The organism is Paracoccus fistulariae, assembly GCF_028553785.1.
Lineage (GTDB): Bacteria > Pseudomonadota > Alphaproteobacteria > Rhodobacterales > Rhodobacteraceae > Paracoccus > Paracoccus fistulariae.
On the sequence record NZ_CP067136.1, the window covers coordinates 867,614 to 880,026 of the forward strand.

Annotated in this window: 8 protein-coding genes; 4 read left to right on the forward strand and 4 right to left on the reverse strand. The window is 65.0% G+C overall.

Annotated features, from left to right (window positions below):
• Positions 1–145: 145 nt before the first annotated feature.
• Entirely contained in the window at positions 146–892 is a 747-nt protein-coding gene (locus JHX87_RS04305; protein ID WP_271882637.1) for an alpha/beta hydrolase, read from the forward strand.
• On the opposite strand, the gene JHX87_RS04310 is transcribed toward JHX87_RS04305, so the two are convergent.
• From JHX87_RS04310 to JHX87_RS04325, 4 genes are all read right to left on the reverse strand, one after another.
• Positions 889–2,142 (reverse strand): glucoamylase family protein, encoded by a 1,254-nt coding sequence (locus tag JHX87_RS04310; protein ID WP_271882638.1) that lies wholly within the window; start codon positions 2,140–2,142, stop codon positions 889–891. The genes JHX87_RS04305 and JHX87_RS04310 overlap by 4 nt on opposite strands.
• Positions 2,130–4,370: a glycoside hydrolase family 3 N-terminal domain-containing protein gene (locus JHX87_RS04315; RefSeq protein WP_271882640.1), complete on the reverse strand. Its 2,241-nt coding sequence runs from the start codon at positions 4,368–4,370 to the stop codon at positions 2,130–2,132. The genes JHX87_RS04310 and JHX87_RS04315 overlap by 13 nt, the downstream gene beginning before the upstream one ends.
• 24 nt (positions 4,371–4,394) lie before the next feature.
• Positions 4,395–6,320, reverse strand: coding sequence for an ATP-binding cassette domain-containing protein (locus JHX87_RS04320; RefSeq protein ID WP_271882641.1), 1,926 nt, complete (start codon positions 6,318–6,320; stop codon positions 4,395–4,397).
• A gap of 254 nt (positions 6,321–6,574) precedes the next feature.
• Positions 6,575–7,660, reverse strand: coding sequence for an ABC transporter ATP-binding protein (locus JHX87_RS04325; RefSeq protein WP_271882642.1), 1,086 nt, complete (start codon positions 7,658–7,660; stop codon positions 6,575–6,577).
• Between the two features lie 94 nt (positions 7,661–7,754).
• Between JHX87_RS04325 and JHX87_RS04330 the strand changes: the two genes are divergently transcribed.
• The 3 genes from JHX87_RS04330 to JHX87_RS04340 all read left to right on the forward strand — a co-directional run bounded on the left by JHX87_RS04330 (position 7,755) and on the right by JHX87_RS04340 (position 12,355).
• Positions 7,755–8,774 (forward strand): Fe(3+) ABC transporter substrate-binding protein, encoded by a 1,020-nt coding sequence (locus JHX87_RS04330; protein ID WP_271882643.1) that lies wholly within the window; start codon positions 7,755–7,757, stop codon positions 8,772–8,774.
• Positions 8,775–8,829: 55 nt separating this feature from the next.
• Positions 8,830–10,452, forward strand: coding sequence for an ABC transporter permease (locus tag JHX87_RS04335; protein WP_271882645.1), 1,623 nt, complete (start codon positions 8,830–8,832; stop codon positions 10,450–10,452).
• Between the two features lie 124 nt (positions 10,453–10,576).
• Positions 10,577–12,355 (forward strand): OmpA family protein, encoded by a 1,779-nt coding sequence (locus JHX87_RS04340; RefSeq protein WP_271882647.1) that lies wholly within the window; start codon positions 10,577–10,579, stop codon positions 12,353–12,355.
• Positions 12,356–12,413: the final 58 nt, after the last annotated feature.

A 12,413-nucleotide genomic window follows, 5' to 3' on the forward strand; every position in this document is an offset into this window, starting at 1 on the left:
CGCGATGCTGATGGAAATGGCCGTCCTTGTCGATGCTTTGCGCATCACGCTTGCATGATGCGCCACGCCCCAGAAAGCGGGTTTACAGTCGCGGCATGGCGGGCGAACGTGGGTCGGTATCAAGGCAGAACGCAATGGATGGGCAATGACGGACGCTCGTGAAAACTGGACCAGACGCGCCGAGCGATTGCTGGCGAAAACCGCGGCCGGTCGGATCCCGGTCGTGATTGCGGCGCCCTCGGGGGCGGTCTCTGGCACCGTGCTGCTGGTCCATGGCCGCAATGGCGCGCCCGCGCAGCCGCATATTGATGAGATCGCGCAGGTCTATCTGGAACGTGGCTGGCGGGTCGTTGCGCCCGAATTGCCCAATTCCTCGGCCCTGCCGGAATCGGGGCCCGCGTCCGAACTGACCTTCACGCGCCATACTGCGGCGGCCGGTCAGGTCTGGGACTGGGTCGCGCAGCAATGGCCCGATGACCGGCGCGGGCTGGCCGGGCACAGCATCGGCGGCTATGCGGTGGCGCATCTGGGCGCGCGGTTGCAGCCCGATCACCTGCTGGCCGTATCGCCGCCCATGTCGGGGATGGTGCTGCTTTCGGCGCGGCGCGCCATGGGACCGAATGCCGTGGCCGAGGTCGAACGCGAAGCTCCGCTTTACCGGGCCGAGATGGAAAGCGCCGATGCCAGCGGCGCAATCGGCCGCGTGACCGCCCCGCTGGCGGTCGTCACCGGGGCCGATGACGGGCTGGTGCCGCTGAAAGACGCCCGCGCCTATTTCGCCGCCGCGCCGAACGGACGCTTCTTTGGCAGTCTGCCGGGCCAGCATCATTGCCCGGTCGGCCCGGCCTGCCGGACGATGTTGGCAGCCGCGTTGGAGGCAATGGGCGCCTAAACCTCTGTCCGCAGATAGGGCGCCGAGAATCCAAGCGCGCGCAAACCGCGCTGCACCTCGGGCCGGGCGGAAACCAACCGCCACAACAGGCCCGAGCGGTGGTTTTCCAGACCGATCACGATGGGCGCCTGATCGATGGCCAGACGGCTTTCCGCCACCCAGTCCCGGCTTTCGTTGAAGGCATCGACAAAGCCCGCCTCGCCCCAGATCCGCGCGCCAAGCCCGTCATGCAGGTGGCGCAGCACCGGCATGGCCTGATCCGGGACCATGGCAAAGGATCCAAGCGCCGCTGTCGGGGTGATGGTGCCCGTATCCTCGGTCGGGGAATGGGCGACATAGCCCGACGGATCGTCGCTGGCCGTCAGCCCCCAGCAATCCGCGCCATAGCCCGCCCAGCCGCCGGGGTTTTGCAAGCAATGGGCGCGATTGACCAGCGCATGGGCGCGGGCATATTCGCCGTAATCGGCATAGGCGTCGCGCAGCCCGCGCGGGTCGATGCCCAGAAACGGATAATGCGACAGGAACAGCGGCCCGCCCCAATCCGGGCCCAGCGGCAGGGTGATCCCGGCGTAATCCCGCCCGTTCAGAAATGTCGGCGTCTTGACCCAGCTTTGGTGATAGCTGGCGGGCGGCAATGGATGGGTTTGCGATCCGGCGCCAAGGATAAAGACCGGCAGCGCCTCGTTCCAGCCGCGAATGGGCAGGGCATTTTCGGGCCAGGGACGGTCGGGATGGCGATGCCACATCACCGCGCCATCCTGCCGCAGATGGGCGCGCCAGTTGACGGCCTGAAACAAGGCCTCGACCCGTTCCGCAAGCGATGGTTCGTCGCGGAAATAGGATGCCGCGCCCAGAAGGCCGGTCATCAGAAAGGCGGTTTCGACCAGATCGCCACCATCATCGCCCGCGCTGAAAGGCAGAACCCGCCCGGTGCTGCCATTCAGGAAATGCGGAAAAACGCCGTCAAAGCTGTCCGCGCGTTCCAGAAAGCCGACGATCCGGAACACCCGGTCCAGAATATCGCGCGCGGGCCGCCAGCCGCGCTTGGCCGCGACGATCTGCGCCAGAATGCCAAAGCCGGTGCCCCCGGTGCAGACGGTTTCCTGCACGTCATAGCCAAAGGCGCCGCCGCTACGTTCGCGGGCCATACCGCTCTGCGGATGGCTCCAATCCAGAAAATAAAGTGCGGTGGCCTGTGCCACGCGGTCGCGCAGGGCGGCATCATCCAGCCCGGTGATCAGTCGAGCCATGTCAGCTCCACGCTTTCGGTATCGCGGCTGTTCGGGCCGACATGCAGTTGCACCAGACCCGGATCGCGCAGCCATTCCGCGCGGTCCAGACCGGGCGCGATCGGATAGGCGAAATCATCCGCCGCCACCGTGAACAGCACCGTCCGGCTTTCGCCCGGCGCAAGCTCGACCTGCTGGAAATCCAGCAGCCATCTGGCCGGGCGGGTGACGCGTGCCACCGGATCGCTGGCATAAAGCTGCACCGTTTCGGTGGCGACAAAGCGGCCCGTGTTGCGCAGCTTGACCCGCAATTCGACCCGTTGATCCGCGCGTGCCGCTGTGTGGGACAGTTCTGGCGCGCGATAGGTCACGGGGCTGTAGCCAAGCCCGAAGCCAAAGGGAAAGCGCGGCGCATCGTCAGGCAGATCCAGCCAGCCGGTCAGGAATTTGGCAAAGCGCCCCGGAAAGGGTCGCCCGGTGGTGTCGTCGGCATGGGACAATGGCACCTCGCCCGGATGGGCGGGCAGCGTCACCGCCAGCCTGCCGGACGGGTTGGCGATGCCGTAAAGCAGATCGGCCACGCCCTGCGGCCCCGCCACGCCGCCATGCCAGGCATAAAGCAACGCATCGGCCTGTTCGGCAATCTGGCCAAGGGCCAGCGGGCGGCCTGCAAAAACCACCACGACCAAGGGCTTTTGCACCGCCGCAAGCGCCGCGATCAGCCGCTGTTGAGGGGCGGGAATGTCGGGCGACAGGCGGGACGAGGATTCGCCTGCATGTTCCTTGGCCTCGCCAATGGCGGCCACGATCACATCGGCGCTTTCCGCGGTGGCCAGCGCCTCGGCCAACAATTCCGCCTCGGGTCGTGGATCCTGTGTCACCGTCACGCCATGAACATTCAGCCGCCGCAGCAGCCAATCCTCTTCGACGATATTGGCACCCCATGCCGCGCCCGGCGCCTGACCGGACACCTCGGTGATGGCCGCATCCAGCGGCACCACATCCTCGGCCCGGCCAGACACCGACCAGGTGCCCAGCATATTCGCCCGATCCGCGCCGAAAGGCCCGATCAGCGCGATCCGCCTGCCCCGGTCCAGCGGCAGCGTGCCGTCATTTTTCAGCAGGACCGCAGAGCGCGCCGCCGCCCGCCGCGCCAGATCGCGGCCCGCCTGCGTCGTGGGCGCACCGGTGCCCTGCATCCCCCGAAAGGGATCATCCAGCAGGCCAAGCCGCTGCTTCAGCGTCAGCACGCGGTGGCAGGCACGGTCGATCAGTGAGACGATCTGAGACGCGGCGATCTGCAATCCGGCCTCGGGCGCGTCCAGCCCATCGCGGGCAAGGGCAGGCAATTCGCGCAGATAATCCTCGCCCACCATATCCATATCGACGCCCGCATGCAGCGCGCGCGCCACCACGACCGCCGCCGGGCCAAGCCCATGCGCCACCAGTTCCTGCACGCCGGTGTAATCGGCAACCACCAGCCCCTCGAACCCGGTCTGACCGCGCAGCCAGCCTTCGATCAGGGGGGCATTGGTATGCATGGGCAGCCTGTTCACCGCGTTGAACGAGACCATGACGCTGGCCGCGCCCGCCCGAACCCCTGCGGCAAAGGGCGGCAGATAGACCGACAGCAAATCCTCATTCGCAAGGCTGACATTGTCATAATCGCGCCCGCTTTGCGGCGCGCCATAGGCGACAAAATGTTTCAGACAGGCGGCCAGATGACCATCTTTGCCCAGCCCGTCGCCCTGAAAACCGCGCACCGCCGCCGCCGCAATGCGCGAGGCCAACAGCGGATCCTCGCCCGGGCCTTCGGCGACGCGGCCCCAGCGGGGATCGCGGCTGACATCGATCATCGGCGCATAGGTCTGATGCAGCCCCTCGGCCGAGGCCTCGGCGGCTGCATGGGCCGAGGTCTGGCGGATCAGCTCCATGTCCCAGCTGCAGGCCAGCGCGAGGTTCAGCGGAAAGACGGTGCGATGGCCATGAATCACATCCTCGGCAAAGAACAGCGGGATGCCCAGCCGCGATCCGGCCAGCGCGCGTTCCTGCATGGCGCGGGCGCTGGACAGGGATTTCGTCCCGAAGATCGCGCCCACCTGTCCCTGATCCAGCCTGTCGGCCAGTGGCGTCGGATGGCTGGCCCCGGTGATCAGGCCCTGACCCGCAGGCAGCAGGTTCAACTGGCCGATCTTTTCCGCAAGCGTCATCCGCGCCATCAGCGCCGCCACCGCATCCTGACCTGTCATGCCGTCATCTCCGTCGAAAAGCCGTTATTCGGCAGCGTGCCGAAGGGAATCGTAATCCGGCATCTCGACCCGGTGCAAGTGGCCGACCCCGTCCTGAATATCCAGCAGCGCCGAATAAAAGGGCGCCCCATAGGGATCGGTCGGCGCGAATTCGCCATGCAGCACCGCCAGAACCGCCGTCTGCGGCAGGCAGTCCGACAGGATCAGGTGGAAATCCACCACCGCATCCACGTCCAGCGCGGCCGTCGCCTCATCCAGCAGCAGGATATCGGGCTTCGAGATCAGGATCCGCGCCAGCACCAGCCGCTGTTTCTGCCCACCCGAAAAGACATCGCGCCAGTTCTTGCCCTGATACAGAAGATCATCCATGCAATGAATGAACGCCCCCAGATCGACCCGCGACAGGGCAGCGGCGACAGCGATATCGGAATGCTCTTCCGGGTGATCGGGATAGGTGACCAGCGCCTTCAGCGACAGCCGGTCCGGGATGTCGGGCTCTTGCCCGGCAAAGAACATCGTCGCCCCATCCCGCAGCGCGATCCGGCCCTGACCATAGGGCCAGAGCCCCGCCACCGCCTTCAACAGGCTGCTTTTGCCACAGCCATTGCGCCCGCGCAGATAGACACGCTCTGCCGGAAAAAGGCTCAGCTTGGCAATGCTGAGGAACGCGTCGCTGTCATGGCCGCGATGATGCAGATGCAGATCGTCCAGATGCAGCAGCGGCCCGGTTTGCACCCGCGCGCGGTCGAAGCAGCTGATCCCGGTTTCGGCATAGAAATCCTGACGTGCGCGGACACGTTCGACCGCTTGGGCCACCTCGGTCAGGCGGCCCGCATTGGCCTTGAGCGTGGCAATGGCGGGCATGACATTGATGAACCAGGACACATCGCCGATCAGTTCCGCCGTCAATTCGCTGCTGGCAACGAAATCGCGAAAACTTTGCCCGCCCGCCATATAGGCAGGCAGCGCAGGCAGATAGGCCAGCAGCCGAGAGGACAGGAAGCTGTAGACCCGGTTGAAGATCATCACCCCCGCATTCAGCCAGTTCTGCTTGCCCCAGGTCTGGTCCACCGCATCGTAAAGCCGGTCATTGATCCGGCTTTGCGCGCGCTGCCCCCGGGCTGCGGCCAGATCGGCGACGCGGTTGAACATGATCCCCAATTCGCCACGCCACGCGCCGTCGCGCCGCTGACGTTCAAGGCTGAGGCGCTCGATGATCTTGCCCAGCCGCCAGGCGACAAAGGTGATGGTCGGCACATAGACCGCGACCAGCAGCAGCGCCAGCAGCGCCGCGCCGTAATCGCCGGGGACCAGATTGATGCGATCCGCGACGCCGGGACCAAAGCGGCCCTGCAGCGCGGCATTGGCCTGCGCCCCCCACCGGTCCAGAAAGGGCACGGGCTGGCTGCGTTCCAGCAGGGCGGCGGTCACGAAATAGATCGAGGTCACCGCCCCCCACAGACCCATGGTCAGGCCGATGATACCGCCATAGAGGCCGCCCGAACATTCGTCGATCCGCTGGTCGATCGCATCGGGCATGCGCGAAGTGCCATTCACCTCGGTCCGGTCGCTCATCAGGTCAAAGGCGATCCGCTCATCCGCGAGGATCGCGGTATTATACTGCGCGACAAGCCATCCCCGCGCGCGCCGGTGCAGCGTGGTCGAGATCAGATGCCGAAAGGCGATCCCCGCGGTCCGCGCCAGAAACAGGCCCAGATAGACCGCCGCGGCCATCAGCACCACCTGAACCGGATCGCCCTCGCCCTCCATCGTGTGAAAATTCGCCAGCGAGGCGACGAAATCCGCGCTGGACACGGCGACCCAGACGCTGGCCTTGCTGAGCACTGTGGTGATGGCGAAGATAATGACGGTCAGCAGCCAGGCTTCACGCCAGCGTTCCGAGATCCAGTAGGCAGACAGAAGTCCCCAAAATCCAGTTAACCGTTTCAACCGCCAAAGCCTCAGTGTCGCCGACACAAGCCCGCCCGTTCCCACAACGACAAAGGTCGCTTGCAGGCCAAAAATCGGCACAGTTTCTAGTTATTTTTGACCGCCTTGCTCGATTCTGTTTCGTCGCGGTCATGCTGCTGTTACCAGCATAGCAAAGGAATATATGAGCGGTAAACCGCCTATATGGTCAGGTTTTAGCGAAAAATGGTTAAAACTTTCACCCACTCGACGGGTCGGGAATGGCAGTGATCAACTTAGGCGGGAAAGACCATGACTGTCGCCGGGTCGTAATCCAGCGTCACCCGATCCCCCAGTTTGAAGTCACAAGAGCCTGCGATATTGCAGCGCAGCTTTTGCGAGGTCTCGGGCAGCGACAGCTCGATCAGGTTTTCGCGGCCAAGCTTCTGGATCCGCGACACCTTGGCGCAGGCGGCACCGTCGGTGCTGCGCGCAGGGCGCAGATGTTCGGGCCGGATGGCGCAGGTGACGGCTGTGCCCTCCGCCAGAGGCCCGGCGGAAATCGCGCCGATCCCCGTCGCCACCCCGCCATGCGAGACCTTGCCCGGCAACAGGTTCAGATCAGAAAAGAACTGCGCGACAGCCAGATTCGCCGGGCGATGATACAGATCCAGCGGCGCGCCCTGTTGCAGCACACGGCCCTGATCCATGATCGCGATCCGGTCGGCCATCATCATCGCCTCATCCGGGTCATGCGTGACCAGCACCACGGCGGCCCCGGCCTCGCGCAGCAGATCCAGCGCGAATTCCCGCATCTCGGACCGCAACCGCTGGTCGAGGCTGGAAAACGGCTCATCCAGCAGCATCACCTTGGGGCCCGTCGCCAGCGCCCGGGCCAACGCGATGCGCTGCTGCTCTCCGCCCGACAGTTGATGGGGATATTTCGCGCCATAGCCGCGCAGGCCCACGCGATCCAGCATCTGTTCGACATCGGCCGTCCGGCGCTGATCCCTGGCCATGCCGAAGGCGATATTGTCGAAGACCGTCATATGCGGAAAAAGGGCCAGATCCTGAAACACCATCCCGACCGAGCGTTTTTCCGGGCGCAGACTGCCATTACGATCCGCGACAAGCTGGCCGTCGATATGGATGCTGCCCGCGTCCAACTGTTCGATTCCCGCGATCATGCGCAGCGTCGTCGACTTGCCGCAGCCCGACGATCCCAGCAGGCAGGTCACCTGCCCCGGACAGACCGACAGCGACACATCCTGCACCGCCTGCCGACCGCCAAACTGGCGCGCGACATGGGACACACGCAGCATCGGCACGGCTTTGCCCGCGACCTTTTGCCCTGCAAACATCTCGAAATCAGTGTGTTCCACGCTGTCCTGTCCGGCTATTGTCGTCCAAAGATATAATTGTTTACTTATTTTATAGGAATACTGTAATGCCAGCATCACGACAAGGAGTACCGACATGAAACAGAATCTTTTGGCCACTGCCGCGGCGGCACTGATGCTGCAAGGCGTTGCAGGCGTCGCATTTGCTGACGAGTTGAACCTTTATACCACACGTGAGCCAAAACTGGTCGAACCTCTGCTGCAGGCCTTCACCGAGGGTTCCGGCATCGAGGTGAATACCATCTTCCTGAAAGACGGCATGCCCGAGCGCGTCGAGCAGGAAGGCGATGCCTCGCCCGCCGATGTGCTGATGACGGTCGATATCGGCAATCTGGTCGATCTGGTCGATCGCGGCCTGACCCAGCCGGTCGATTCCGAGGTGCTGGCCGAGGCGATCCCGGAAAACCTGCGCGACAAGGACGGCAACTGGTTTGCCCTGTCGCTGCGGGCGCGCGCGCTTTATGCCGCCAAGGATCTGGACCTGACCAGCTTCACCTATGAGGATCTGGCAAAGCCGGAATGGAAGGGCAAGGTCTGCATCCGGTCGGGTCAGCACCCCTATAACGTCGCGCTGACCGCCTCTTACATCACCCATCACGGTGCGGAAGACACCAAGGCATGGCTTCAGGGCGTCAAGGACAACCTGGCCCGCAAGGCCGGCGGCGGCGACCGCGACGTGGCCCGCGATATTCTGGGCGGCATCTGCGATATCGGCATTGCCAACACCTATTACATCGGCGTGATGCGCAGCGGCGCAGGCGGACCCGAGCAGGAAGAATGGGCCGATGCGGTCAAGGTGATCCTGCCGACCTTCGAAGGCGGCGGCACGCAGGTGAACGTCACCGGCGCGGCTGTGGCCAAGCATGCCCCGAACAAGGATAATGCCGTCAAGCTGCTGGAATATCTGGTCTCGGACGATGCCCAGAAAATCTATGCCGAGGCGAATTTCGAATATCCGGTGAAGCCCGGCATCGCGGTCGATCCGCTGGTCGGCGATTTCGGTGAACTGACGGTCGATTCCACCGACCTGACCGCCATCGCCCGCGAGCGCAAGACCGCGAGCGAACTGGCCGAAGAAGTCGGTTTCGACAACTGATCTGTTACGCCCCCGCCGCATATGGCAGTGGGGGCGTGACCCTGAGGAGGTACCCATGTCCCCAAGATCCGGCAGCGGATGGCAGCTTGTTGCCATCCTGATCGCATTTCTGGTCATGCTGCCGGTATTGGCATTGGTCAGCTTTGCCGCGCAGGGCAGCCCCGGGCTGTGGTCGCATCTGTTCCGCAATGTGCTGGCCAGCGCGCTCGGGCAGACGATCATCCTGCTGTCGGGCGTGGGCGTGATCGTGGCCAGCATCGGCACCGTGACCGCCTGGCTGATCGCGGGGTTCGATTTTCCGGGGCGGCGCATTCTGGGTTGGGCGCTGCTGCTGCCGCTGGCGGTGCCGACCTATATCATCGCCTATGCCTATCTGGATATCCTGCACCCGATCGGCCCGGTCCAGACCTTGCTGCGCGATCTGCTGGGCTACGACTCTCCGCGCGATTTCCGCCTGCCCGATATCCGCTCGATGACCGGCTGCATCCTGCTGCTGGGCTTCGTGCTGTACCCCTATGTCTATCTTCCCGTGCGCGCGCTTTTCGCCACGCAGGCCGCCAATCTGTTAGAGGCCTCGCGCACGCTGGGCGCGGGTCCGCTGCGCGTCTTCTGGAAAATCGTCCTGCCGCTGGCCCGTCCCGCCATCGCCGCGGGCATCGCCCTGGCGCTGATGGAGACGCTGAACGACATCGGCGCGGCCGAGTTTCTGGGCGTGCGCACGCTGACCGTCTCGGTCTATTCCACATGGCTGAACCGCACCGACCTGCCCGGCGCCTCGCAGATTGCGCTGGTCATGCTGGTGATCGTCGTCTCGCTGGTCCTGATCGAGCGGCGCGCCCGCAAGGGTCAGCGCTATGCGGGCACCGCGCGCAGGCATCTGCCGCTGGCCCGGGTCAGGCTGCGCGGCCCGGCCGCATGGGTGGCGACCATCCTCTGCGCGCTGCCGGTCCTGATCGGCTTTGTCGCCCCGGCCAGCTATCTGGTCCAGCACGCCTGGCGCCGATACGTCTTTTCGGGCATCCCCACGGGCCTCTGGTCCGAGGCGCTGCAAACCGCCTTGCTGGCGCTGATCGCCACCTTCATCGCCGTGGTTCTGGGCCTGCTGATCGCGGCGGCGACGCGGTTGCAGCCCGGACCCGTCACGCGGTTTTCGGTGCGTGTCGCCACGCTGGGCTATGCCGTGCCCGGCACCATTCTGGCCATCGGGCTGCTGCCGGTGATCATCTTCGCGGATCGCCAACTGACCGGCCTGCTGGGCATGTGGGGCGCCGCCGCCCCGCAACTGATCCTGCTGGGATCGGGCGCCGCGCTGATCTATGCCTATGTCGCGCGCTTTCTGGCCATCGCGGTCGGCGGGATCGAGGCCGGCATGACCCGCGTGCCTCAATCCATGGACCATGCCGCCCGCAGCCTTGGGCAAAGCCCGGCGGGGGTCTTTCGTCATATCCACATGCCGCTGTCGCGGGCCTCGATGATCGGGGCCGGGCTGCTGATCTTTGTCGATTGCGTCAAGGAACTGCCCGCCACCCTGCTGCTGCGCCCGCTGAACGTCGAGACGCTGGCGACGCGGCTTTATGGCGAGGCCGCGCGCGGCACCTATGAGGATGCCTCGATCGCCGCGCTGCTGATCGTGCTGATCGGCATGGTGCCGGTCTTCCTGCTGTCGAACAGGATCTGACGCGCGCGTCACACGAGTGTGACCGGTCACGCCCGCGCTCACGCAGTTGTTGGGAAACCCTTGGCGCGCGCCGCCGGTTCATTCTGCGATCGGTTCGCCGAATTGGTAGAATGAAGGAGCTGCTATGCGCCGAATTATCCATAACACCACCGCCATCGCCGCCTGCATGTCACTGCTGGCGCCGCATCTGGCCCTGGCCCAGACCGAAATGCCCGAGGCCGCCGCTGACGAACAGATGGCCGAACCCCTGCCCCTGCCGGAAGCCGAGGCAGAGGCCGCGCCGGTTGAAGATCCAGCCGCAGAGGTCACAGGCGAAGAGATGTCGACCGAAGCCCCCGCCGATAGCGTCGAGGCCGAAGCCGAACCGGATGTCGAGCCTGTGCCTGCCGAGGAGGCAGCAGAAGAACCTGCAGAGACCATGCCCGCAGAGGAAGTTGCGGAAGAACCCACAGAGGCCACGCCCGCCGAAGAAGTCGTGGAAGAACCCGCAGAGTCCATGCCAAGCGAGGAACCCGTCACCGAGCCCACCGCCGAGCCCGAGACGATGGAGGATGCCGTGACCGAGGAACCGGCCCAGCCTGAAATGGACGCGGCCGAAGATATGGCGGAACCCGCCGAAGACCCTGCGACGGATCCGCAGGCGCTGGAAGAGGCCCTGGCCGAGGAAACAGCAAAAGAAAACGCCGAGGACAGCGAGATGCCCGCCGAAGAAGCCGAAGCGACGGCGACCGAGGCGCAGTCCGACCCGGTGGAAGACCCCACCATGCCAGAAACGGCCCCCGAAGCGGAGGCCGAGGAAACCGAGGCCGCCAAGGAGGCCGCAGCAGCGACCGAACTGCCCGCCGCAGCGGCGCTGGATGACGACGCCACGGACGGCCAGATCACCGAAGAGAACGTGACCGAAGAAAACAGCCGTTCCTCGGATGAGGATTTCGCCACCAGCCTCAGCGATGCGCGGGAGACAGCGACTGGCACCGATACGGCAGCGGCAGCGCAGGCCGCCAGCAGCAAGGATGATGATGACAACGATCTGGGCAAGGCGCTTCTGCTGGGTCTGGGCGGTGTCGCCGTAGGCGCGATGCTGAGCAATAACCGGCAGGTGCAGCTTAGCACCCCGGACCGCGTCGTCGTGACCCGCGCCGATGGCAGCCAGCAGATCATCAAGGACGAGGTCGCGCTGCTGCGTCAGCCCGGATCGACGGTCACGACCGAGAATTTCGACGACGGCTCTTCGCGCAGCATCGTCACCCGCGCCGATGGCAGCAAGGTCATTACCATCCGCGACGCCGATCTGCGGGTGCTGCGCCGGACGCTGGTATCGCCCGATGGCAGCAGCACGCGGCTGATCGACGAAACCGTGGCGGAGCCGGTGGACCTTGCCGCCCTGCCCGCCCCGGTCAATCGCAACAGCGCCACCGCTGCCAGCATGAACGAAGATCAGCTTCGCGCCGCACTGCTGGCCGAATCGGCGGCGGATCGTCGTTTCACGCTGGCCCAGATCCGCGACATCCCACAGGTCCGGTCGCTGGTCGCGCCAGTCGATATCGACGCGATCACATTTGACACCGGATCTGCCGCGATCAAGCCCGATCAGGCGCAGGAACTGGCGCTGCTGGGCGATGTGATCCGCAAGACCATCGCGGACAACCCGCGCGAGGTGTTTCTGATCGAAGGCTATACCGACACGGTCGGATCGGACGCCGCCAATCTGGCGCTGTCGGACCGGCGGGCGGAATCCGTGGCCCTGGCGCTGAGCGAATATTTCGACGTGCCGCCGGAAAATCTGGTCGTGCAGGGCTATGGCGAGAGGTTCCTGAAGATCAATCGCGACGGTGACATTCGCGAAAACCGCCGCGCTTCCGTGCGCCGGATCACCGATCTGCTGCAATCGACCGCGAACTGATCCTTCTAGGACAGGCATCCACGACGGGCGGCGCTGGCCGCCCGTTTTCACATGCGCC

What these genes read in the sequence shown, in the direction of transcription:
- JHX87_RS04305 (WP_271882637.1), top strand. Translation starts at nt 146, where the DNA reads ATGACGGACGCTCGTGAAAACTGGACCAGACGCGCCGAGCGATTGCTG.
- JHX87_RS04310 (WP_271882638.1), bottom strand. Translation starts at nt 2,142, where the DNA reads ATGGCTCGACTGATCACCGGGCTGGATGATGCCGCCCTGCGCGACCGC.
- JHX87_RS04315 (WP_271882640.1), bottom strand. Translation starts at nt 4,370, where the DNA reads ATGACAGGTCAGGATGCGGTGGCGGCGCTGATGGCGCGGATGACGCTT.
- JHX87_RS04330 (WP_271882643.1), top strand. Translation starts at nt 7,755, where the DNA reads ATGAAACAGAATCTTTTGGCCACTGCCGCGGCGGCACTGATGCTGCAA.
- JHX87_RS04335 (WP_271882645.1), top strand. Translation starts at nt 8,830, where the DNA reads ATGTCCCCAAGATCCGGCAGCGGATGGCAGCTTGTTGCCATCCTGATC.
- JHX87_RS04340 (WP_271882647.1), top strand. Translation starts at nt 10,577, where the DNA reads ATGCGCCGAATTATCCATAACACCACCGCCATCGCCGCCTGCATGTCA.